General features: G+C 67.6%; 21 protein-coding genes. 8 read left to right on the top strand and 13 right to left on the bottom strand.

All coding sequences use genetic code 11. The annotated features are described in order from the left end of the window. Positions 1-37 precede the first annotated feature (37 nt). Positions 38-973 carry an amino acid ABC transporter permease gene (locus AC1U2B_RS06445; protein ID WP_480216132.1) on the bottom strand — a complete coding sequence of 312 codons (936 nt, stop codon included), beginning with the start codon at positions 971-973 and terminating at the stop codon, positions 38-40. A 1-nt stretch (position 974) separates the two neighbouring features. Continuing rightward, a complete protein-coding gene (locus AC1U2B_RS06450) occupies positions 975-1,898 on the bottom strand; it encodes an ABC transporter substrate-binding protein (protein WP_480216133.1) in 924 nt (307 codons plus the stop codon). Between the two features lie 168 nt (positions 1,899-2,066). Between AC1U2B_RS06450 and AC1U2B_RS06455 the strand changes: the two genes are divergently transcribed. From AC1U2B_RS06455 to AC1U2B_RS06480, 6 genes are all read left to right on the top strand, one after another. After that, on the top strand, positions 2,067-2,654 hold the full coding sequence (locus AC1U2B_RS06455) for an HdeD family acid-resistance protein (RefSeq protein WP_418001471.1): 588 nt from the start codon (positions 2,067-2,069) through the stop codon (positions 2,652-2,654). 143 nt (positions 2,655-2,797) lie between these two features. Next, positions 2,798-4,246: a cytochrome ubiquinol oxidase subunit I gene (locus AC1U2B_RS06460; RefSeq protein WP_480216134.1), complete on the top strand. Its 1,449-nt coding sequence runs from the start codon at positions 2,798-2,800 to the stop codon at positions 4,244-4,246. A gap of 12 nt (positions 4,247-4,258) precedes the next feature. Continuing rightward, positions 4,259-5,314, top strand: a complete 1,056-nt coding sequence (gene cydB, locus AC1U2B_RS06465) for a cytochrome d ubiquinol oxidase subunit II (RefSeq protein ID WP_480216135.1) — start codon at positions 4,259-4,261, stop codon at positions 5,312-5,314. A 23-nt stretch (positions 5,315-5,337) separates the two neighbouring features. After that, on the top strand, positions 5,338-6,957 hold the full coding sequence (gene cydD / locus AC1U2B_RS06470) for a thiol reductant ABC exporter subunit CydD (protein WP_480216136.1): 1,620 nt from the start codon (positions 5,338-5,340) through the stop codon (positions 6,955-6,957). After that, positions 6,944-8,464, top strand: coding sequence for an ATP-binding cassette domain-containing protein (locus AC1U2B_RS06475; RefSeq protein ID WP_480216137.1), 1,521 nt, complete (start codon positions 6,944-6,946; stop codon positions 8,462-8,464). The genes cydD and AC1U2B_RS06475 overlap by 14 nt, the downstream gene beginning before the upstream one ends. After that, positions 8,461-8,916: a DUF4190 domain-containing protein gene (locus AC1U2B_RS06480; RefSeq protein ID WP_043398402.1), complete on the top strand. Its 456-nt coding sequence runs from the start codon at positions 8,461-8,463 to the stop codon at positions 8,914-8,916. Before AC1U2B_RS06475 ends, AC1U2B_RS06480 begins: the two co-directional genes overlap by 4 nt. Before the next feature lie 12 nt (positions 8,917-8,928). Here the strand turns inward: AC1U2B_RS06480 and AC1U2B_RS06485 are convergent, their stop codons facing one another. The 3 genes from AC1U2B_RS06485 to AC1U2B_RS06495 all read right to left on the bottom strand — a co-directional run bounded on the left by AC1U2B_RS06485 (position 8,929) and on the right by AC1U2B_RS06495 (position 11,724). Continuing rightward, positions 8,929-9,789: an acyl-CoA thioesterase II gene (locus tag AC1U2B_RS06485; RefSeq protein WP_480216138.1), complete on the bottom strand. Its 861-nt coding sequence runs from the start codon at positions 9,787-9,789 to the stop codon at positions 8,929-8,931. A 12-nt stretch (positions 9,790-9,801) separates the two neighbouring features. After that, positions 9,802-11,220 carry a pyruvate kinase gene (gene pyk, locus AC1U2B_RS06490; protein ID WP_480216139.1) on the bottom strand — a complete coding sequence of 473 codons (1,419 nt, stop codon included), beginning with the start codon at positions 11,218-11,220 and terminating at the stop codon, positions 9,802-9,804. Positions 11,221-11,334: 114 nt separating this feature from the next. Continuing rightward, positions 11,335-11,724, bottom strand: coding sequence for a DUF2752 domain-containing protein (locus AC1U2B_RS06495; protein ID WP_480216140.1), 390 nt, complete (start codon positions 11,722-11,724; stop codon positions 11,335-11,337). Between the two features lie 141 nt (positions 11,725-11,865). On the opposite strand from AC1U2B_RS06495, the gene AC1U2B_RS06500 reads away from it, so the two are divergent. After that, positions 11,866-13,020 (top strand): LLM class flavin-dependent oxidoreductase, encoded by a 1,155-nt coding sequence (locus tag AC1U2B_RS06500; RefSeq protein ID WP_480216141.1) that lies wholly within the window; start codon positions 11,866-11,868, stop codon positions 13,018-13,020. A 103-nt stretch (positions 13,021-13,123) separates the two neighbouring features. Here AC1U2B_RS06500 and AC1U2B_RS06505 read toward each other — a convergent pair whose 3' ends face one another. The 7 genes from AC1U2B_RS06505 to AC1U2B_RS06535 all read right to left on the bottom strand — a co-directional run bounded on the left by AC1U2B_RS06505 (position 13,124) and on the right by AC1U2B_RS06535 (position 20,781). Continuing rightward, complete coding sequence (locus AC1U2B_RS06505) at positions 13,124-13,744, bottom strand: TetR/AcrR family transcriptional regulator (RefSeq protein ID WP_480216142.1); 621 nt, start codon at positions 13,742-13,744, stop codon at positions 13,124-13,126. 250 nt (positions 13,745-13,994) lie between these two features. Then, positions 13,995-15,671 (bottom strand): prolipoprotein diacylglyceryl transferase, encoded by a 1,677-nt coding sequence (gene lgt, locus AC1U2B_RS06510; protein ID WP_480216143.1) that lies wholly within the window; start codon positions 15,669-15,671, stop codon positions 13,995-13,997. After that, positions 15,668-16,459: a tryptophan synthase subunit alpha gene (trpA, locus tag AC1U2B_RS06515; protein WP_480216144.1), complete on the bottom strand. Its 792-nt coding sequence runs from the start codon at positions 16,457-16,459 to the stop codon at positions 15,668-15,670. Before trpA ends, lgt begins: the two co-directional genes overlap by 4 nt. Continuing rightward, positions 16,456-17,727: a tryptophan synthase subunit beta gene (trpB, locus tag AC1U2B_RS06520; RefSeq protein ID WP_480216145.1), complete on the bottom strand. Its 1,272-nt coding sequence runs from the start codon at positions 17,725-17,727 to the stop codon at positions 16,456-16,458. Before trpB ends, trpA begins: the two co-directional genes overlap by 4 nt. A gap of 36 nt (positions 17,728-17,763) precedes the next feature. Further along, complete coding sequence (gene trpC / locus AC1U2B_RS06525) at positions 17,764-18,582, bottom strand: indole-3-glycerol phosphate synthase TrpC (protein ID WP_480216146.1); 819 nt, start codon at positions 18,580-18,582, stop codon at positions 17,764-17,766. A 94-nt stretch (positions 18,583-18,676) separates the two neighbouring features. Beyond that, positions 18,677-19,231, bottom strand: coding sequence for a TIGR02234 family membrane protein (locus AC1U2B_RS06530; protein ID WP_377042142.1), 555 nt, complete (start codon positions 19,229-19,231; stop codon positions 18,677-18,679). A gap of 44 nt (positions 19,232-19,275) precedes the next feature. Further along, positions 19,276-20,781: an anthranilate synthase component I gene (locus tag AC1U2B_RS06535; RefSeq protein WP_480216147.1), complete on the bottom strand. Its 1,506-nt coding sequence runs from the start codon at positions 20,779-20,781 to the stop codon at positions 19,276-19,278. Between the two features lie 32 nt (positions 20,782-20,813). Between AC1U2B_RS06535 and AC1U2B_RS06540 the strand changes: the two genes are divergently transcribed. Continuing rightward, positions 20,814-21,269 carry a peroxiredoxin gene (locus AC1U2B_RS06540; protein ID WP_480216148.1) on the top strand — a complete coding sequence of 152 codons (456 nt, stop codon included), beginning with the start codon at positions 20,814-20,816 and terminating at the stop codon, positions 21,267-21,269. A gap of 49 nt (positions 21,270-21,318) precedes the next feature. Here the strand turns inward: AC1U2B_RS06540 and AC1U2B_RS06545 are convergent, their stop codons facing one another. Further along, positions 21,319-22,068, bottom strand: coding sequence for a glucose 1-dehydrogenase (locus tag AC1U2B_RS06545; protein WP_480216149.1), 750 nt, complete (start codon positions 22,066-22,068; stop codon positions 21,319-21,321). Positions 22,069-22,118 lie beyond the last annotated feature (50 nt).

Raw genomic sequence — 22,118 nt, forward strand, 5'->3', positions numbered from 1 at the left:
GTCGATGCGCGATCCGCCTTCGGCTCCTCGCTGGTGGTCATGCGGGCACGCCCCCGTGGTCTCCCAGCTGCGCCCGGGCAAGGGCCTCAAGCTGTTTGGTCGTCAGCTTCCGCGACGCCCCCCGCGAGAAGTACCGCTCCAGGTAGAACTGCCCGACCATCAGCACGCTGGTGATGACCAGGTACCAGGTGGCGGCTACCAGCAGCAGCGGGATGGGCTGGAAGAGCACCGCCGAGATGTCGCGGGTACGCGTGTAGAGCTCGAGGGTGTACGGCACGGCGGTAACCAGCGAGGTGGTCTTGAGCATGCTGATCAACTCGTTGCCGGTGGGCGGCACGATCACCCGCATCGCCTGCGGCAGGACGGTGCGTCGCATGGTCATCCACCACGACATGCCGAGGGCGACCGACGCCTCCGTCTGCCCCTCCGGGACGGAAATGATTCCGGCACGGATGATTTCGGCCATGTAGGCGGCTTCGTTGAGGCCCAGTCCGATGAACGCCATCTCGAACGCCAGCGACAGACCCTGCAGCTGGATGTGGAACAGCGACGGGCCGAACGGCACCCCGATCTGGATGTTCTGGTAGATCGACGGGAACAGGCCCCAGAACACCAGCTGCACGTACACCGGAGTACCGCGGAAAATCCACAGATAGCCCCACGCGACCGCCCGGAACACCGGGTTGGGCGACAGCCGCATCACGGCCAGGATGACGCCGAGCACCAAGCCGATCGTCATCGCATAGATGGTGAGCTGCAAGGTATTCCAGGCCGCCTCGGCCACCCGCTCGTCGAGCAGGTACTTGAGGTAGGTGTCCCACCCGTAGGCCTCGTTGGTGGCGGCACCGTAGACGAACAGGCCGACGATGACGAGGATCGCGACGGCCCCCACCCACCGCCACGGGTGTCGTAGCGGCACTGCGTCGATGGCAGCAGGCCCGTGCGGGGCAGCCGCCGACTCAGCACTCGTCACGTCAGCTGGTGGCGCCGTTGACGACCGGCTTGTCGATCATCCCGGCCTGGACGCCCCAGCTGGTCGCGATCTGCTTGTAGGTGCCGTTGTCGATCAGGTGCTGCAGCGCCTGCAACAGCGACTGGGCCAACGGGGACCCCTTCTTGACCGGCCAGCCGTACGGCGACGAGTTGAAGACCTCGCCCGCCTGCACCAGCTTGCCGCCCGTCTGCTTGATCGCCCACAGCGTCACCGGCGAATCAGCCGACATGGCGTCAGCCTGGCCGACGACGACCGCATTGGCGGCCTGGTCCTGGTTGTCGAACTTCACCACGTCGATGGGCGGCTTGCCGGCGTCGGTGCACGTCTTGGACTTGGCGGGCAGTTCCTCGGTGTCCTGCACCGTGGTCGACTCGACCGCGACCTTCTTGCCGCAGGCGTTGTTCGGGTCGATCTGGCCACCCGCGCGCTGCGCCCACAGGCTGCCGGCCGAGAAGTAGGTGACGAAGTCGACCTGCTGCTCACGCTGCTTGCTGTCGGTGAACGACGACATCCCGACGTTGTAGGTGCCGGCCTGGATCGCCGGGATGATCTTGGAGAAGTCCGATTCCTCCCGGTAGTCGACCGTCAGGCCGAGCGTCTGGGCGATGGCGTTCATCAGGTCGACGTCGAATCCGACGATCTTCCCGGTGCTCGAATCCTTGTACTCGTTGGGCGCGTACGGAATGTTCACGCCGACGATCAGCTTGCCGCTGGACTTGATGGCCTCCGGCACGGTGTTGGCGATCGACTCGACCTTGGCGGCGGGAGCGGCCGACGAACTCGACGCGGGCGACGTGGACTCGGTGTTCTTCGTGCAGCCCGACAGCGCCAATGCGCTACTGGCAGCCACCACCACCGCAATGCGCCATGCTGTGCCCCGACGGGTCTGACTGACACCTGACACGTTGCCTCTTCCCTACTGCTTCACTCTGTACCGACCACACCTGCCATGACTTGGGAGCACCTTATCGGCACTGTGGTCATCAAGCGTGCCAATCGACGGTTGTCCACCGTGAAAAACAGGGTCGTCCGAACTCTGCGCAGCCCGCGTCAAATATGTGAGACTGCGTCAATGACCACGCAAACTCCGCCAAGTCTGTTGCAGCACCTGTGGAAATCCGCCCTCATCTCGGGCCTGCTCGCCGTGGCACTGGGTGCGGCCGTGTTGGCCTGGCCCGGCATCACCATCCTGGTGGCCGCCATCGCGTTCGGCGCCTACCTGCTCATCAGCGGCATCGGCCAGGTGGTGTTCGCCTTCAGCCTGCACATCACGGCCGGTGGCCGGGTGCTGGCCTTCATCAGCGGCGCGGCATCCCTGGTACTCGCCGTGCTGGCGTTCCGTCATATCGGCGATGCCGTACTGCTGTTGGCCATCTGGATCGGCATCGGCTTCATCTTCCGCGGGGTGGCCACCACCGTGTCGGCGATCAGCGACCCCACACTTCCCGCCCGCGGCTGGAACATCTTCCTCGGCATCATCAGCCTGATCGCGGGCTTCGTCGTGCTGGGTTCGCCGATCGAGTCGATCGGCACGCTGGCACTGGTGACGGGCATCTGGCTGGTGGTCACCGGTGTCGCCGAAGTGATCACCGCGTTCGGAATCCGCAAGGGCGCCAAGGCTGTTGACAAGGCCATCAACGAGGCGACGACCAACGCCTGAGGCCGCTGACCGAAATGTGCTGTGTGGCCGGGCGCACGTGTGCGCCTGGCCACACAATTGCCTGTTCGGCAGGTCTAGACCGCCGCCCGCATGAACTACTACAGTAAGTCGTAGATCAATCCCTCCGGCTCGGGGCAGGCTCAATGGACGCACTGGACGTATCGAGGTGGCAGTTCGGGATCACCACCGTCTACCACTTCATCCTGGTCCCGCTGACCATCGGCCTCGCGCCGCTGTTGGCCGTCATGCAGACCATCTGGGTGGTGACCGGCAACCCGGCCTGGTACCGGCTCACCAAGTTCTTCGGCAAGCTGTTCCTGATCAACTTCGCCCTCGGCGTGGCCACGGGCATCGTGCAGGAATTCCAGTTCGGGATGAACTGGAGTGAGTACTCACGATTCGTCGGTGACGTGTTCGGCGCACCCCTGGCCCTGGAGGGCCTGGCCGCGTTCTTCTTCGAATCCACCTTCCTCGGCCTGTGGATCTTCGGCTGGACCAAACTGCCCCGGCTGGTGCACCTGGCGTGTATCTGGATCGTCGCGTTCGGGGTGAACGCGTCGGCGTTCTTCATCATCTCGGCCAACTCGTTCATGCAGCATCCCGTTGGCGCGCACTACAATCCGGAGACCGGCCGGGCCGAGCTCACCAGCATCTGGGAGCTGTTGACCAACAACACGGGCATCGCGGCGTTCACGCACACGGTCGGCGGCGCGATCCTGACGGCTTCGACCTTCGTCGCGGCGATCAGTGCCTGGTGGATGGTGCGCGGCGGCAACACCGAAGAATCGCGCACCATGTTCCGCCCGGCCGCCATGCTGGGCTGTTCCGTCGCGCTGGTTGCCGCGGCCTCGCTCGGGCTCACCGGGGACTTCCAGGGCAAGCTGATGTTCGTCCAGCAGCCCATGAAGATGGCGTCGGCAGAATCGTTGTGCCACACCGAAACCGACCCCGACTTCTCGGTGCTGACCATCGGTACCCACAACAACTGCGACAGCGTCACGCACGTCATCGAGGTGCCGTACGTGCTGCCCTTCCTGGCCGAGAGCAAGTTCGAGGGCGTCCGGTTGGAGGGCGTGCAGGACCTGCAGAAGGAATACGTCGCCAAGTACGGCCCGGGTGACTACCGGCCCAATCTGTTCGTCACCTACTGGTCGTTCCGCATGATGATCGGATTGCTGGCCTTCCCAGGGCTTTTCGCGCTCACCACCCTGTGGTTGACGCGCAAGGGCCGAATCCCGACGCAGCGGTGGCTGAGCATCTTCGCACTGGTGACGCTGCCCATGCCGTTCCTGGCCAACAGCGCCGGGTGGGTCTTCACCGAGATGGGCCGCCAACCCTGGGTGGTCGCCAACAACCCGACCGGCGACCCGAACCTGCATCTCACGATCCGGCAGGGCGTGTCGGACCACAGTGCGGGCACGGTCTGGATCTCGCTGATCACCTTCACCACGCTCTACGCGCTGCTGGCCGTCATCTGGTTCTGGCTGCTGCGCCGCTACACGCTCGAGGGGCCACTCGAACACGACGCTGAACCGACACCACCCACCCCACCCGACAGCGACGACGTCGCGCCACTGTCGTTCGCGTACTAGGAAGGGGCAGCCATGACACTTCAGAACCTCTGGTTCGTCATCCTGGCCGCGCTCTTCCTGGGCTTCTTCGTCCTGGAGGGGTTCGACTTCGGCGTCGGCATGCTCATGGAGTTCTTCGGGCGCACCGACAGTGCCGTCAAAGGCGACCCGGAACAGCACCGCCGCGCCGCACTGAACACCATCGGACCGGTGTGGGACGGCAACGAGGTCTGGATCATCACCGCGGGCGCGGCGATGTTCGCGGCGTTCCCGGGCATGTACGCCACGCTGTTCTCGGGCCTCTACCTGCCACTGCTGGCCATCCTGGTCGGCATGATCGTGCGGGTCTGCGCCATCGAATGGCGTGGCAAGATCGACGATCCGCAGTGGCGCCGACGGGCTGACATCGGCATCGCCTTGGGCTCCTGGCTGCCCGCCGTGCTGTGGGGCGTGGCCTTCGCCTCCATCCTGCGCGGCCTCCCGGTCGACGCCCACCATCAGATTCAGCTGTCGGCCGGCGACGTGCTCAACCCGTACTCGCTGCTCGGCGGCATCGCCACGGCCAGCCTGTTCGCGTTCCACGGCGCGGTGTTCGTCACGCTCAAAACCGAAGGGGCCGTGCATGATGACGCGCGCCGCTTCGCCACCCGACTGACCGTTCCGGTGACCGTGATCGTCGCCGCGTTCGGCATCTGGACCCAGGTGGCCTACGGCGACGACGTGACCTGGATAGCACTGGGAATCGCTGTGGTGGCACAGCTTTCGGCCGTCCGGCTGGTGTGGACGCGCCGCGCCGACGGCTGGGCATTCGCGGCGACGGCGGTGGTCGTCGCCGCCGTGGTCGCGCTGCTGTTCGGCTGCCTGTACCCGAATCTCATTCCGTCCACCCTCGACCCGGCGTGGAGCCTGACCATCCACAACGCGTCGTCGTCGCCGTACACCCTCAAGGTGATGACCTGGGCCGCGCTGCTGCTCACGCCGCTGGTGATCGCCTACCAGGGCTGGACCTACTGGGTATTCCGGCAACGAATTTCGGCCGAGCACATCCCGGCTTCCATCGGGTTGTCCCGGAACGGCGGGCCGCACTGACCCGATCGTCGACCAATCCCCGCATGACCGCCGGTCTGCGGCGGCATCTGACGGCCACGGTCGGCAGCGGGGTCGTCATCACTGCCGCGGCGCTCGCCGCGGCAGTGCTCACCGCGCAGGTGGTGGCCGGAGTCATCACCACCGGCGCACCGCTGTCGCACTGGGCGCCAAAGCTGGCGGCGGTCGCCGCACTGTGGGCGCTGCGCGCCGGCGCCCAGTGGTGGCAGGCCAGGTTGAGCCAGCACGGCGCCACCGCGATGATCGCCGACCTCGATGCGCAGGTGCTCACCGTCGTCGCCGCACTGCCGCCGCACCGTCGCCAGGCGGTGCACGACGAGGCCGCGATCCTGCTGACCCGCGGCCTGGACGGACTGCGGCCGTACTTCACCCGCTACCTGCCCGCCGTGGTCATGTCCGTGTTGTTGACGCCGGCGGCCGTGATCGTGATCGCCGCCTGCGACTTGAAATCCGCGGCGGTCGTCCTGATCGCGCTGCCGCTGATCCCACTGTTCATGGTGCTGATCGGTGTCATGACAACCGAGCGGTCAGCGGCCGCGCTGGCCGCCATGGCCACCCTGCAGTCGCGTCTGCTCGACCTCATCGCGGGCATTCCTACCCTGCGCGCCCTCGGCCGCGCCGAGGGCGCCGCGCCACGCATCACCGAACTGTCTGACGCACATCGGCATTCGGCCCTGGCCACGCTGCGTATCGCGTTCCTGTCGGCGCTGGTCCTCGAATTGCTGGCGACGCTGGGGGTGGCGCTGGTCGCCGTCGGCGTCGGTCTGCGGCTGGTCGGCGGTGGAGTCACGCTGCCGGTCGCCCTGACCGTCCTGCTGCTTGCCCCCGAGGTGTTCTGGCCGCTGCGCCGCGTCGGCGTGGAATTTCATGCGGCGCAGGACGGCAAGGTCGCCTTCGGGCAGGCCTACCGCCTGCTGGCAGCCGCCGGGCAACCCGAATCCGGCACCGCGCGGATCGGGGCGCGGCCGACCATCGAGTTGGAGCAGGTCAGCATCGACGGTCGCGACGGGCCGGCGCCGCACCAGCTGACACTGCGGGCCGCGCCCGGCACGGTGACCGTGCTGACCGGGCCCAACGGCAGCGGGAAAAGCACGGCGCTGCAGGCGATTCTGGGGCTGACGCCGCCCGACGCGGGCCGGGTCTTCATCGGAGATGACGCGCATCGACTCGAAGTCGGCACGCTCGACCGGCAGCACTGGTGGCAACAGATCAGCTGGCTGCCGCAACGGCCGGTACTGGTTCCGGGCACCGTGCGGGAGAACCTGGAACTGCTCGGCACCCTCCCCGACCTCGACGGTGCCTGCCGCGCATCGGGATTCGACGAAGTGCTGGCCACGCTGCCCGCCGGACTGGACACCGTGCTGGGCCGCGGCGGCTCCGGGCTGTCGCTGGGCCAGCGGCAGCGGCTGGCGCTGGCCCGGGTCCTCGGCAGGCCCTGCCCGGTACTGCTGCTCGACGAACCGACCTCACATTTGGACGCCGAGCTGGAAGTCCGGGTACTGCACGCGATCCGGGCCCGTGCCGAGGCCGGCGCCACCGTGCTGGTCGTCGGACACCGCGACGCGGTGCTGGCCATCGGCGACGAGGTCGTCCAGGTCGGAGGTGCTTCCCGTGTCCACAGTTAGATTCGCGATCGCGTTGCTCCGGCCCCGGCTCCCGCGTCTGGCGCTGGCGGTCTTCCTCGGGTCCGCGGCGCTCGGCAGCGCCCTCGCCCTGGCCGGGGTGTCGGCCTGGCTGATCACCCGGGCCTGGCAACAACCGCCGATTCTCCAGTTGTCCGTCGCGGTGGTGGCGGTTCGCCTGTTCGGCATTTCCCGTGGGGTACTGGGCTATTGCGAACGCCTGGCATCGCACGACGTGGCCCTGCGGGCCGCAGGCCGGGCCCGCACCGAGCTGTACCGGCGCCTGTGCGCCGCACCACCGGCGACGGTGCTGCGCCTGAGCAGCGGCGAATTGGTCTCGCGCGCAGGCGCTTCCGTCGACGATCTGGCCGACACCCTGGTGCGCTCGGTGTTACCCATCGCCGTGGCGACGGTGCTTTCGATGGCCTCGGTGATCGTCATCGCCGTCATCTCCCCCGCCGCGGCCCTGGCCCTCGCGGCCGGGCTGGTGGTCGCCGGCGGGTGGGCGCCATGGCAGGCGGCCCGCGCCGCGGAGGCCACCGAGCGCCTTGCCGCAGAGCATCATTCAGACCGCGACGGGGCCGTCATGCTGGCCCTCGACCATGCCGCGGAACTTGCGGTGGCCGGCCGACTGACCGACGTCATCGCGCAGGCCACCGAGGACCACCGCCGTTGGGGCGACGCCGCCGACCGCGCCGCCCGGCCCGCCGCCCTGGCCGCCGCGGTCCCGATCCTGGCCACCGGCGCGAGTGCCATCGCCGCGGTGCTGGCCGCCATCTCGCTGACCTCGACCGTCGCGCCCACCACGCTGGCGGTCCTCATGCTGCTGCCGTTGTCGGCGTTCGAGGCAACCGGCGCCCTGCCGGCCGCGGCGGTGCAGCTGACGCGGGCCCGCATCGCCATCGCGCGGCTGACCGGCATGCTGACCGAAGATGCCGACGACCGCGTCCTCACGGCCGTCCCACCGCTCGAGCCGGCGGCCGGCGATCGAGTCGCCGTGCTGGGGGCCAGTGGCCGCGGCAAGACCACCTTGCTGTTGTCGACTGCCGACCGCTTCCGCGAAACCGATTCACCGGCAGGATTTTTCGCCGAGGATGCGCACCTGTTCGACACCACGCTGCGCGACAACCTCCTGGTGGCCCGGGGCGATGCCACCGACGGCGAACTCACCACCGCCCTGGAACAGGTCGGCCTGGGTCCGTGGCTGGCGACGCTGCCCGACGGTCTGTCCACCCTGCTCGCCGGCGGGGCCGCCGCGGTATCGGCCGGCCAGCGGCGCCGACTGCTGCTCGCCCGCGCCCTGCTGACCGACTTCCCCGTGGTGCTCCTCGACGAACCGACCGAACACCTCGACGCGGCGGACAGCGAGCGGTTGCTCACCGAACTCCTCACTCCGGGTGCACTGTTCGGCGCCGACCGCGCGGTGGTGGTGGCCACCCACCATCTGCCGGCGAACCTGGACTGCACGGTGCTGGACCTCAGCGACGGCGGGTACCCTGCGCAGTCATGAGCATGTATCCCGGTGGCGGGTATCCCCCGCCGCCACCGCCGCCGTACGCCAACGCGGCATACGGGCCCTACACGGCGGCTCCGCGCAACGGTATGGGCACCACCGCGCTGGTGCTGGGCATCGTGGGACTGCTGACCTCGTGGTCGGTGGTCGGTGGGCTGCTGTTCGGGCTTGGCGCCGTCGCGTGCGGCGTCATCGGCCGCAACCGGGTCAAAGAGGGGCTCGCCGACAACGCCGTGGTGGCCGGGGCGGGCATCGCGCTGGGCGCGCTGGCCACGGTCCTGGCGGTGGTGTTCGTCTTCGTGGTGATCGGCTTCTACCGCCAGGTCGGGTTCAGCGACTACACCGACTGCATGACGCGCGCCGGGCAGGACCAGAACGCGCAGAGCACCTGCGTCCAGGACTTCCGGAGCCGCATCGAGAAGGAGTTCGGCGTCAAGGTCGAGGGCTGAGACCGAAAGGACTTAGCCCGGAAAGTGTTTGACGATGCCTTCCTGGGTCACCGTCGCCAGCACCTGGCCGGCCCGGTCGAAGAAGTGCCCGGACGCCAAGCCCCGCGAATCGGCGGCCACCGGCGACGTCGTCGAATACAGCACCCAGTCGTCGAACTTGATCGGCCGGTGGAACCAGACGGTGTGGTTCATGCTGACCGCGAAAATCCGGTCGTGGCCCCACGACAGCCCGTGGGTGGTGATGATCGAGTCCAGCAGCGTCGTGTCCGACGAGTAAACCAGCGCCGCGGCGTGCAGCACCTGGTCGTCGGGCATGGCGCCCATCGTCTTGAGCCACACGCGGTTGTGGTCGAGCTTGCCGCCCTTGTCGCGCATCACCCAGGCCGGGTCGTTGGTGTAGCGCCATTCGATCGGTTTGAGCGCCTCGACGAACAGCGGAACGGTCTCCTCGTAGCCCTTCAGCAGATCGTCAATCGTGGGCAGCGACAACGGATCCGGCACCGCAGGCGCCTTGACGCCATGCTCCAGACTCCGTCCGCCGGCCAGGTGTGACACCAATGCCGTCGCCAGCAGCGTGTCGCCCTGCATGACGTCGACCCGGCGGTTGGCGAACCGCCGCTCGTCGCGCAACCGGACCACCTTGAACTCCAGGTCCCGCCCCGGGTCGCCACCGGCGATGAAGTGCGTCGTGATCGTCGTCGGCGGCAGCTTCGGCGGCACGGTACGACTGGCGGCGACGAACGCCTGCGCCATCATCTGACCGCCGAAGGTACGGACCGGGTTCCGGCTGGGATGACCACCGGTGAAGGTGTCGTCATCGACCTGGGTGACGTCGAGAACCTTGAGCAGTTCCTCGAAATCAGCTGTCGTCACGTGTCGCTCCCGCTAGTGGTCTTCCTCCCCGATCCGGTGCACGTGGATCAGGTTGGTCGAGCCTACTGTGCCCGGCGGCGCGCCTGCGACGATGACCACCAGGTCACCGCGCTTGTAGCGGTCCAGTTCCAGCAGCGCCTTGTCGACCTCCTGGATCATGCCGTCGGTGCTGTCCATCTGCGGGACGATGAACGTCTCGGTCCCCCAGGTCAGCGCCAGCTGGCTGCGCACCTCCGGCAGGTCGGTGAACGCCAGCAGCGGCAGCGGGGTGTGCAGGCGGGACAGCCGGCGCACGGTGTCGCCGGACTGGGTGAACGCGACCAGCGCCTTGGCGTCCAGTCGCTCCCCGATGTCGCGGGCCGCGTAGGAGATGACGCCGCGCTTGGTGCGCGGCACGTGGGTCAACGGCGGCGCGTCCGTGGAGTTCGCCTCGACAGCTTTCACGATGCGCGCCATGGTCCGCACGGCCTCGAGCGCGTACTTGCCGACCGAGGTCTCACCGGAGAGCATCACGGCGTCGGCGCCGTCGAGAATCGCGTTGGCGACGTCGGAGGCCTCGGCCCGGGTGGGCCGGGAGTTCTCGATCATCGACTCGAGCATCTGAGTGGCCACGATGACGGGTTTGGCGTTCTCCCTGGCCATCTGGATGGCGCGCTTCTGCACCAACGGCACTTCCTCGAGCGGCAGTTCGACGCCAAGGTCACCGCGGGCGACCATGACGGCGTCGAAGGCCAGCACGATGGCCTCGAGGTTGTCGACGGCCTCGGGCTTCTCCAGCTTGGCGATCACCGGCACCCGGCGGCCCACCTCGTCCATCACCTCGTGCACGAGTTCGATGTCGGCCGGCGACCGGACGAACGACAGCGCGATGAGGTCGACACCCAGTTTCAGGGCGAACTTCAGGTCGGCGATGTCCTTCTCGGACAACGCCGGCACGGACACATTCATCCCGGGCAGGGACAGGCCCTTGTTGTTGCTGACCCGCCCGCCTTCAGTGACGGTACAGACCACGTCATTGCCGTCGACCTCGGTGACCGTCAGTCCGATGTTGCCGTCATCGACGAGCAGGCGGTCGCCGGCGACGGCGTCATTGGCGAGCTGCTTGTAGGTGGTCGACACGCGGTCGTGGGTGCCCTCGCACTCATCGACGGTGATCCGCACCGTTTCGCCGGTGCGCCACTCGGTGGGTCCGTCAGCGAAGCGGCCGAGCCGAATCTTGGGCCCCTGCAGATCGGCCAGGATTCCGACCGCACGGCCCGCGGCGTCGGAAGCCGCGCGAACCCGCTTGTAAGCCACCGCGTGGTCAGCGTGCACGCCGTGACTGAAGTTCAGCCGTGCCACATCCATCCCAGCTTCCACCAGCGCCCTGACGGTCTCATCGGTGGAGGTAGCCGGGCCCAGGGTACAGACGATCTTTCCGCGCCTATTCACAGTGCATGAGCATAGTGGATCGATTCAGATAACGGCCCGCCGGGAGCCCCGTCAGCACGTCAATATCAGTCGAACAGGGAGTTGCGACGCGGTGTCCGCGGCCGGCTGCTACGGCTAGGTGAACGTCGGCACCAGCGGGAATCCCGGCAGATTGCGGACCACCGTCCACACCACCATCGCCACCAGCGCGGTCACCAGCGGCGGCGCCACCGACAGCCGTCGTCGCCAGCACACCACGAGCCACGCCACCAGCAACGGCAATCCGACGAGCGCGAACACGTTGTCGACCACCGCGGCCGAGAAGTCGCCGTGCAACACGTCATGGGTCATGCGCAGCCCGCCGCACAGCGGACAGTTCCACCCGGTGAGCGCCTTGAACGGGCACGGAGGAAACCCGAATCCGGGGCGGTGCGGATCAGCCAGGCCGATGTACGTCAGCGCGGCCAGCGTCATACCTCCGGTGCCGGCCACCGCCGCCACGCGCGCGACCCTGCCTGACGTCATCAGTCCATGATGCCCGGCGGGACGCCGATCGCCGATTTACGCCGTTCGGCTGATGTCCTGCGCAGCCCCGCAACGGACAGTGGACGGACCGACCCCGAATTCGATGCCGGAAACCGACCAGGGCGAACGCAGAGGAACGCAATGACCACAACCACCCGAATGCGTGTCGGTGTCGCGGATCCGATCCTCGCCGCACGGCCGGCGGCCGAGACGTTCACCCGGGCCAGCTATCTGGGTGCGGTCGCGAGCCGCGTCGATTCGTTCTGGGTGCCCGACCATCTCAATCAACTGTTTCCGCGGTCGCTATGGAAACAAAAGTACTGTGGCGCAGCCAGGGTCGTGCCGAAGATCGACGCCAGTATGGAGCCGTGGACCATGCTGGGGCATACCGCCGCCCGCAATCGCATCGGCCGGCTACGGCTGGGCGTGGCTGTCACGGACACCGGTCGTCGAAATCCTGCCGTGACCGCGCAGGCGGCCGCGACGCTGCACCTGCTCACCCGCGGACGGGCGATCCTGGGCATCGGCCCGGGGGAACGCGAAGGCAACGAACCGTACGGCGTCGACTGGTCCGCCCCCGTGGCCCGGTTCGAAGAAGCGATGGCCACCATCCGCGCGCTCTGGGATTCGGGCGGCGAACTGGTCAATCGGGACTCGCCGTATTTCCCCTTGCGTGATGCCCTTTTCGAGCTGCCGCCCTACCGCGGCAAGTGGCCCGAGATCTGGATAGGCGCGCACGGGCCACGGATGTTACGCGCAACCGGGCGCTACGCGGATGCCTACTTCCCTGGATTCCCCCACCGGCCAAAGGATTACGTCCAACGCCTGGAAGTCGTCCGCACGGCGGCATCTGACGCGGGCCGCGACCCGATGGCCGTGCTCCCCGCCGTCATGTTGTTCGTCATCACTGGCCGCAGTCGCGACGCCGTTGATGCGGCGCTGGACTCCGAGATAGTCAAGTCGTTGGCACTCAACGCCTCCGACGAGGTCTACGCCCGCCACGGTGCCCAACATCCCCTGGGAGCCGGTTTCTCGGGCGCCCAGGATCTGCTGCCGCACGGCATGGACGAAGAAACCGCGCTGTCGCACGTTGCCGCCATCCCGCCGTCGCTGATGCGCGAGATTTGCCTCAACGGAACCGTCGACGAAGTCATCGCGCAGGCCGCCGAATGGCGGGATTGCGGAGTGCGCTATCTGGTGCTGGTCAATGCCGGCGTCATGCAGCGGAGCTTGAGGAACGGAGTGATGACGACGCAACCGTTCAACAGGATCATTCAGGGCATCAAGAGGCTCTAAGGCGGTGAAATGCGAACGTCGGTGACCCCTCGACACCGACGTTCGCCGCGAACCAGCGACAATATTGCCGTATTGTAACGGTTCGGGCAAACCCAATGTGGGCTTATTGGCGCAACTGACCGTGCCGGATCAACTCATTGACCGAGTGTTCCCACCTGGACAGTTCCGGATCAGAGGTGAACGACGCGGGCAGATGACGGTCCAGGTGCCGGCGCAAGACGATCGAGCCCAGCGTCAGGATCAATGGGTTCAGTCCGGCCCAGACCGGATCGAGGCCGTCCACCGCATCGCCGGACTCGACCATGCGCTCCCACCGCTCGATGCCACTGCGGGCCATCGCATCGAATAGCGCTATGCCGCTAGGGGTTTCAGAGGCCACCGCCCGGCCGAGATAGTCCATGACCACCAGGTGCTCGGTGAGCAGGCAGTGCACCGCCCTGCCGATCTCTTCCACCGAATCAGGGCCCGGGCTCTTCAAAGCGGCGAACATGGTGCTGCTGATGAGGTTCATGGCCACGCCATCGACGGCTTTGATCAACCCGTCCTTGGTGCCGAAATGGTGCTGCACCAGCCCGACCGACACACCGGCGGTATCGGCCACCATCTGCAGCGTCGCATCGGACGTGCCCCGCTGCGCAAACACCTGCAGCGCAGCATTGAGGATGCGGTCCTGCCGAGACTGCTGCAGCTGCGCTCCGTCGGCTATGTCATCCACAGGGGACATCCAACCACCGCAAACAAGAAAATGACCGGTGAGTCAGGAACATACCGATCGCATGAATGTCCAGCTTGTGCGCACTTTCGCAGCGGTAATAATGTGAGGTCGCGCTGAGCCTGCGCCGGTGGTCGTCGCTACTCGGCCGTTTCCGCCCTCACGGCAGCGTCAACATCCGGCCGCGTCGATTCTGCGGCGCGGGCGTTCTGCACTCGCACTATCGCGCCCACACTTCAGGGTCAACGGCGAGGTTCTGGCCTCAGCCCTGACGACGCCACCAACGACGACGAGGCGCCGGCGGCTCCCACACGGGAACCCCAACTGGCTCAACCTTTTCGGTGGCTGCCACCTTCGGCTCAGCTTCTTCGACCGGCTCATCGGCCGGTTCATCGTCGGAATCGGCTTCTTCTTCAGCCTCGTCGGCGACTTCTTCAGCCTCATCGGCTGACTCTTCGGATTCCGTTGTCTCCGCGGCCGCTTCGTCGGCGGCAGGTTCGTCGGCGGAATCAGCTTCTTCGGCAGCCTCATCTTCAGCCTCGGCTGCGTCATCCTCCGCTACAACGTCTTCCTCGACTGCTGCGTCTTCGGTCTCGGCCGCGTCAGAGTCCTCGGATTCCGCTGTCTCCCCGATCGATTCGGCGGCTTCGTCCTCGTCGGCTTCTTCGGCAGGCTCGTCCGCGTCGACGGCCAGCTCTTCGGCCTCGTTGTCGGATTCGTCCTCGTCCTCGACCTCGTCGGAATCGACTGGCTTCTCAACGGATTCGTCGACAGATTCCTCTACGGCTGCCTCGGCGTCGACTGCGTCCTCGTCGACCGCGTCTTCGGCTTCGTCGCCCGGCTCCTCGGCATCCGCTGCCTCGGCTTCTTCAGCCGACTCCTCCGCGTCCACGGCCTGCTCCGCGAGAACCACGGTTTCGTCGGGTTGCGTCTCGACGGCGTCGGCCTCGTCGGCGACTTCCTCGGCGTCGTCCCCGCCACCGACAGCAGCTCCGGCTGCAACAGCCACCGGCACGGCCAACAGCGCGCCCTCAGCCTCGACGTCGGCCTCGGCCTCGGCTTCGTCGGCATGACGGCCACCGAGCGTCGCTGGATCCTCACGGCCCCGCGGCGCCACCATCATGTAGACCACCGCGCCGATGAACACGAACGTCGAGGTGAACGAGTTGACCCGGATACCGGCGATCAGCGTGGCGGTGTCGCTGCGCATCAACTCGACGCCGAAGCGGCCGACGCAGTAGGCGGCGACGTACAGCGCGAACAGTCGGCCGTGGCCCAACTTGAAGCGGCGGTCGGCCCAGAGCAGCAAGAAGAAAACCAGGAGGTTCCAGAGCAATTCGTACAGGAACGTCGGGTGCACGACGTCGTAGACCTGCCCGGTCGAGACCCCGTTGAGCAGGTGCGGATTGACCACACCGGAGCCATCGCTGCGCTGGAAGATCTGCAGACCCCACGGCAGATCGGTCGGCCGGCCGTAGAGCTCCTGGTTGAAGTAATTGCCCAACCGGCCGATGGCCTGGGCCAGGATCACCCCGGGCGCGACGGCATCGCCGAACGCGGGCAACGGAATTCCGTGCCGCCGGCAGCCGATCCACGCGCCGACGCCGCCGAGTGCGACCGCACCCCAGATGCCCAGACCGCCGTCCCAGATTCGGACGGCACCGGCGATGCCAGCGCCGCCCTCGGCGAAGTAGGTACGCCAGTCGGTCATCAGGTGGTACAGGCGGCCACCGACGAGACCGAACGGCACCGTCCACAGTGCGATGTCGTAGATGACGCCCTGTTCACCGCCGCGCGCGACCCAGCGGCGATCGCCGATGATCAGCGCCGCGATGATGCCGGTGATGATGCAGAGCGCATACGCCCGGATCGGTACCGGCCCCAAGTGCCAGACGCCCTGGGCCGGACTCGGGATGTATGCCAGCAGCGATGTGGTCACGCGGAAACTTTCTGTCGCACTCCGTGGGCCAGTTCTTCGGACAACGCCCGGACCGCGGGGATGCCGCCGTCACCGAGCGCCGACACGAGCGCCGAGCCGACGATGACTCCGTCGGCGTAGGCCGCGATCTCGGCGGCCTGTTCCCTCGAACGCACACCGAGGCCGACACCCACCGGGATGTCTGACACGGCCCGCACGCGGGCCACCAATTCCGGCGCCATGTTCGACACCGCATCGCGCGCACCCGTCACGCCCATGGTCGACGCGGCGTAGACGAACCCGCGCGAGGCCGCCGCCGTGGCAGCCAGCCGCTCGGGCGTGGACGACGGCGCCACCAGGAAGATGCGGTCCAGGTTGTGTGCGTCGGAGACGCTGAACCACTCGTCGGCCTCGTCAGGAATGAGGTCGGGGGTGATCAGACCGAGGCCGCCGGCCGACGCCAAGTCGCGCGCGAAGGCGTCAACGCCCCAGCGCAGCACCGGATTCCAGTAGGTCATGACGACGGCGTGACCGCCGGCGTTGCTGATCGCCTCGACGGCCCGCAGCGCGTCGCGGACCCGCACCCCGCCTTGCAGAGCGGTGTTGGTGGCAGCCGCGATAACCGGCCCGTCCATCCCGGGATCGGAGTACGCAACGCCGACTTCGATGATGTCGCAACCGGATTCGGCCATGGCGACCATCGCGTCGATCGAGGTCTGCACGTCCGGGTAGCCGGTCGGCAGGTACCCGATCAGCGCCGAACGCCCTTCGGCCCGGCACGATTCGAACAGTCCAGCCAGTCGGCTCATGACGCTTCCCCAGTCTCGCCGTCCAGTAGCCCGAACCACTTCGCCGCCGTCTCGACGTCCTTGTCGCCGCGGCCGGACAGATTCACCACGATCACTGAACCCGGACCCAGTTCGCTACCAAGTTTCAAAGCACCCGCCACCGCGTGCGCCGACTCGATCGCCGGGATGATGCCCTCGGTGCGGCACAACAAGCCGAACGCTTCCATGGCCTCGGTATCGGTCACCGGCCGGTATTCGGCGCGACCGGTGTCCTTGAGGAAGGCGTGCTCGGGACCGACGCCCGGGTAGTCCAAACCGGCTGAGATGGAATGCGATTCGATGGTCTGGCCGTCCTCGTCCTGCAGCAGGTAGGAGAACGAACCCTGGAACGCACCCGGCGATCCGCCGGTGAAAGTGGCTGCGTGCCTTCCGGTTTCGACGCCGTCGCCGGCCGCTTCGAAACCGACCAGCCGCACGCCCGGGTCGTCGATGAAGGCGTGGAAGACGCCGATGGCGTTCGAGCCACCGCCGACGCACGCGGTCACCGCGTCGGGCAGCCGGCCGGCCTGCTCCTGAATCTGGACGCGCGCCTCCATACCGATGACGCGCTGGAAGTCGCGCACCATGACAGGGAACGGATGCGGTCCGGCCGCGGTGCCGAAGCAGTAATAGGTGTCGTCCGCGTTGGTGACCCAGTCGCGGAAGGCTTCGTTGATGGCGTCCTTGAGGGTCGCCGAGCCGGCCTCGACCGACACCACGGTGCCGCCGAGCAGCCGCATCCGGGCCACGTTCAGCGCCTGCCGGGCGGTGTCGACCGCACCCATGTAGACGACGCATTCGAGGCCGAGCAGCGCGCAGGCCGTCGCGGTCGCGACGCCGTGCTGGCCGGCGCCGGTCTCGGCGATCACGCGGGTCTTGCCCATGCGCTTGGCCAGCAGCGCCTGCCCGAGCACGTTGTTGATCTTGTGAGAACCGGTGTGGTTCAGGTCTTCTCGTTTGAGGAACAGCCGCGCACCGCCGGCGTGGTCGGACAGCCGGTTCGCTTCGTACAGCGGCGACGGCCGGCCGGTGTAGTGCTGCTGCAGCCGGTCGAGTTCGTCGAGGAAGGTCTGGTCGGTGCGAACCTTGTCGTAGGCCGCGGTGACTTCCTCGATGACCGCCATCAGCGCCTCGGGCACCAGACGCCCGCCATAGGCACCGAAGTGCCCTTTGGCGTCCGGGTCGTGGCTTGTGGCTTCGGCGACCGCGGCGCTCATCCGCGGCAATTCAGTACCAGTGCGATCAGACATCAGAACTCAACTGCTCTTTGCGCAGGAGCCCACAATTCAGCGGGCTGGTTTCGGGCAGGACGGGTGCGTGCCGGCAGTCACCAGGTCTGCGACGGCGCTGCGGGGATCACCGCTGGTCACCAGGCCTTCACCGACCAGGACTGCGTCGGCGCCGGCACCGGCGTAGGCCAGCAAGTCGGCGGTGCCACGCACCCCCGACTCGGCGATGCGGATGATGTTGCTCGGCAGGCCGGGCGCGATGCGGCCGAAGCAGTCGCGGTCGACCTCGAGGGTCTTGAGGTCCCGGGCGTTGACCCCGATGACCTTGGCGCCGGCCTGGATGGCCCGGTCCGCTTCTTCTTCGGTATGCACCTCGACCAGCGCCGTCATCCCGAGGGACTCGGTCCGGTCGATCATCGAGGTCAGCACCGACTGTTCCAGCGCGGCGACGATCAGCAGCAGCATGTCGGCGCCGTGGGCCCGGGCCTCGTGAATCTGGTACGGGGTGACGATGAAGTCCTTGCGCAGCACCGGAATCGACACCGCGGCGCGCACGGCGTCCAGGTCGGCCAGCGACCCGTTGAAGCGACGCTCCTCGGTCAGCACGCTAATCACCCGGGCACCGCCGGACTCGTACGCCTTGGCCAGCTTGGCGGGATCATCGATCTGCGCCAACGCACCCTTGCTCGGGCTGGCGCGCTTGACCTCGGCGATGACGCCGATGCCCGGCTCACGCAGCGCGGCAAGTGCATCCTTGGCCGTCGGCGCCTTCTTGGCCCGCTCCTTGACCTCGGTCAGGCTCAGCGCGGCTTCGCGGGCGGCAACATCAGCGCGAACTCCCTCGATGATGGAGTCGAGCACGGTCCCCGAAGTCATAACGCGTCGTCGTCCTTCCGTGCCGGTTCGGCAAGCCAGATGATCATCTCGAAGGGTAGTCGCCGGGGCGGCGCAGACTGCCACCGGGCCACGCTCATTTGCTCCCCCCGTCGTTCTGGGTCGGGTCATGCCCCTCGTCGAGGGCATCCCAGATCATCCGTTCGGACATGCCGTCGGCAGCTTCTTCCTGCACCGCTTCGCGGCGCGCGCCCGGTGCGGCGTATTTCGACGTGGCCGGGGCGGTCGCGCCGCGACCTGCCGAACGCATCAGCAGCACGGCTCCGACCAGTGTCAATACGGCGGCTGCCAGCGTCACGCCCGCGCCCCAGTAGTGCCGCTGCGTCCCCACCAGGAACATGACCGCGATCTGCGCCATGTCGGCGGCGCGCACCGAGATGTCGGTGACCGCCCACAGGCTGATGGCCAGATATCCCATCCCGGCGCTCGCGACGGCGACCAGCAGCGCCAGCAGCCGCAGCGCCCAGCCCCGCACGGCCAGCGCCGCCACCGCGGCAGCGGCGGCCAGCAGCGCCAGCGGGATGAGGGCGGTCGACCAGGCCGCGCCGGACAGCGTCGTCGCCTTCGGCTGGCCCAGCCCGTCGAACGACGACACGTCGACCCAGGGCAGCCGGGAGGCGCCCCACAGCATCAGCGCGGCGACGAGCAGCAGCACCTGAGCGGTGCGGGTGGTCCTCACGGCTCGCTCAGCGTCTCGGCGGCCGCGATCGCGGCCAGGACGGCCTTGGCCTTGTTGGACGACTCGTTGTATTCGTACGGCCCGTTGGAGTCCGCCACGACGCCGCCACCGGCCTGTACATAGGCAGTGCCGCCGCGCATGAGCGCGGTGCGGATCGCGATGGCGAAATCAGCGTTGCCGGCGAAGTCGAGGTACCCGAGCACGCCGCCGTACAGGCCGCGTCGGGTCAGCTCGACCTCTTCGATGAGCTCCATGGCCCGGACCTTCGGCGCCCCCGACAGAGTTCCGGCCGGGAAGCACGCGGTGACGGCATCGAGCGCGGTCTTGTCGTCGGCAAGGTGGCCGGTGACGGTGGAGACCAGGTGCATGACGTGGCTGTAGCGCTCGATGTGGCTGTAGTCCTCGACGCGGACGGTCCCCGGACGACACACGCGGCCCAGATCGTTGCGTCCGAGATCGACCAGCATCAGGTGTTCGGAGCGTTCCTTGTCGTCGGCCAACAGCTCCTTCTCCAGGAGGATGTCGTCCTCCTCGGTGGCGCCGCGCCAGCGGGTGCCGGCGATCGGGTGCGTGGTCGCCACCCCGTCCTTCACCGTGACGAGCGCCTCCGGGCTGGAGCCCACGACCGAGAAGTCAAGTCCGCCTTCGGCATTGGGCACGTTGAGCAGATACATGTAGGGGCTCGGGTTGGTCACCCGTAGCACCCGGTAGACGTCGATCGGATCGGCGTCGGTGTCCAGCTCGAACCGTTGCGAGGGCACCACCTGGAACGCTTCGCCGGCCTCGATGTCGCCGACCAGCTTCTCGACTATCGCCGTGTACTCCTCGACCGTGCGCTGCTGGCGCGGCCGCGGCTGCGGGCGCTCGAAGGTGGCGATGCTCGAGGGCAGCGGCTCCCCCAGCGCCTTGGTCATGACGTCGAGGCGGGCGACGGCATCGTCATAGGCCCAGTCGACACGCTCGTCGGTGCCGTTCCAGTTGACCGCGTTGGCGATCAGCGTGATGGTGCCCTCGTGATGGTCGACGGCAGCCATATCCGTGGCCAGCAGCAGCACCATGTCGGGCAGCTTGAGGTCGTCGACCGCCAACTCCGGCAGCCGCTCCAGCCGGCGCACCATGTCGTAGGCGAAGTACCCGACCAGCCCGCTCGACAGCGGCGGCAGCCCCGGCACCGGTGCGGTCTGCAGCAAGGCCAGGGTGTCGCGCACCGCCTGCAGCGGGTCGCCGCCACTGGGTGCGTCCTGCGGCGTGCTGCCGAGCCAGACCGCTTCACCGTCCCGAACGGTCAGCGCCGAGGGCGCGCCCGCCCCGATGAACGACCATCGCGACCAGGACCGCCCGTTCTCGGCCGATTCCAGCAGAAACGTGCCGGGACGGTTGGCGGCCAGCTTGCGGTAGGCCGACAAGGGCGTCTCGCTGTCGGCGAGCACCTTGCGGGTCACCGGCACGACGCGGTGCTCGGCGGCCAGCGCCCGGAATTCCTCGCGTGAGGTCGTCTTCACGGGGCAATCCTCCCAGAAGTAGCGTGGTGCCCATGAAACGTGGTGACCTGGTAGCCGAGTTCAGCCTGCCCGACCAGACCGGGACCGTCCGCAGCCTTTCCGAACTACTGGCCTCCGGGCCCATCGTGCTGTTCTTCTATCCGGCGGCGATGACGCCCGGCTGCACCATGGAGGCCTGCCACTTCCGCGACCTGGCGGCCGAGTTCGCCGCTGTCGGTGCATCCCGGGTCGGGATCAGCATGGATGCGGTGGAAAAGCAGGACAAATTCGCCGAGAAGCACAGCTTCGACTACCCGCTGCTGTCGGACAGCGCCGGCGTGGTGGCCGAGGCGTTCGGTGTGAAACGTGGTCTGCTCGGCAAGCTCATGCCGGTCAAGCGGACCACGTTCGTCATCGACACCAACCGCAGGGTGCTCGAGGTGATCGCGTCTGAGATCAGCATGGATTCCCATGCCGACAAGGCGCTTGAGGTGCTGCGGGCGCGTTGAGCGATTGGTGCACGCTCCGTGACGCTGACCGTTACGGAACGTGCACGAATCACTGGGCGCAGACGCCGCCGTCGACGGGCAGGGTGTGGCCGGTGACGTAGCGTGCCTCGTCGGACAGCAGCCAGACAACGGCGTCGGCGATCTCGTCGGGTTGGCCGATGCGCCCCATGGGCACGAACGCGGCGTAACTGTGCGGGTCCCCGCCGGTGCCGTTGGCCAGCAGCGGAGTTTCGACCGGCCCGGGCCCGACCGCGTTGATCCGGATGTTCTGCGTGGCGTAGTCGAGGGCCGCCGCCTTGGTCATACCGGTGACGGCGTGCTTGGCTGCTGTGTACAGCGACCACCCGGGATAGCCGTTCAAGCCGAAGATCGATGACGTGTTGACGATCGCGCCGCCACCAGTTTTGAGCATCTGGTCGATCTCGTACTTCATGCAGTAGAAGACGCCCTTGATGTTGATGTCGAAGAGCACCGATGCCGCGTCGATGTCCTGTTCATGCAGCGGGACCTGTTCGCCGTCGACCCCGGCGTTGTTGTGGGCGATATCCAAGCGGCCGAATTCGGCAACCGTCCGGTCGACCAGAGCCTTGACCTGCGCGGGATCACTGACGTCGGTCGGCTGAAACACAGCTTGTCCCCCGCTGCGCCGGACGACCTCGACGACGCGTTCTCCTTTACCCGCATCTCGGCCGCCGATGATGACAGCGGCTCCGGCGCGGGCCATCGCCACGGCGGCGGCCTCGCCGATCCCCGAGCCGCCGCCCGTCACGATCGCCACTTTGCCTGTCAGGTCAGCCATGCTCGCCCCTTGAAGTCGTTGAGATCTCTTGTCGTCGTGAGTGTCCGACG

The organism is Mycolicibacterium sp. P4_G11, from assembly GCF_056555145.1.

Excerpts from the sequence above, each read along its gene's own strand:
- AC1U2B_RS06455 (WP_418001471.1), top strand. The coding sequence starts at position 2,067 with ATGACCACGCAAACTCCGCCAAGTCTGTTGCAGCACCTGTGGAAATCC.
- AC1U2B_RS06460 (WP_480216134.1), top strand. The coding sequence starts at position 2,798 with ATGGACGCACTGGACGTATCGAGGTGGCAGTTCGGGATCACCACCGTC.
- cydB (WP_480216135.1), top strand. The coding sequence starts at position 4,259 with ATGACACTTCAGAACCTCTGGTTCGTCATCCTGGCCGCGCTCTTCCTG.
- cydD (WP_480216136.1), top strand. The coding sequence starts at position 5,338 with ATGACCGCCGGTCTGCGGCGGCATCTGACGGCCACGGTCGGCAGCGGG.
- AC1U2B_RS06480 (WP_043398402.1), top strand. The coding sequence starts at position 8,461 with ATGAGCATGTATCCCGGTGGCGGGTATCCCCCGCCGCCACCGCCGCCG.
- AC1U2B_RS06495 (WP_480216140.1), bottom strand. The coding sequence starts at position 11,724 with ATGACGTCAGGCAGGGTCGCGCGCGTGGCGGCGGTGGCCGGCACCGGA.
- AC1U2B_RS06500 (WP_480216141.1), top strand. The coding sequence starts at position 11,866 with ATGACCACAACCACCCGAATGCGTGTCGGTGTCGCGGATCCGATCCTC.
- AC1U2B_RS06505 (WP_480216142.1), bottom strand. The coding sequence starts at position 13,744 with ATGTCCCCTGTGGATGACATAGCCGACGGAGCGCAGCTGCAGCAGTCT.
- trpA (WP_480216144.1), bottom strand. The coding sequence starts at position 16,459 with ATGAGCCGACTGGCTGGACTGTTCGAATCGTGCCGGGCCGAAGGGCGT.
- trpB (WP_480216145.1), bottom strand. The coding sequence starts at position 17,727 with ATGTCTGATCGCACTGGTACTGAATTGCCGCGGATGAGCGCCGCGGTC.
- trpC (WP_480216146.1), bottom strand. The coding sequence starts at position 18,582 with ATGACTTCGGGGACCGTGCTCGACTCCATCATCGAGGGAGTTCGCGCT.
- AC1U2B_RS06530 (WP_377042142.1), bottom strand. The coding sequence starts at position 19,231 with ATGCTGTGGGGCGCCTCCCGGCTGCCCTGGGTCGACGTGTCGTCGTTC.
- AC1U2B_RS06540 (WP_480216148.1), top strand. The coding sequence starts at position 20,814 with ATGAAACGTGGTGACCTGGTAGCCGAGTTCAGCCTGCCCGACCAGACC.
- AC1U2B_RS06545 (WP_480216149.1), bottom strand. The coding sequence starts at position 22,068 with ATGGCTGACCTGACAGGCAAAGTGGCGATCGTGACGGGCGGCGGCTCG.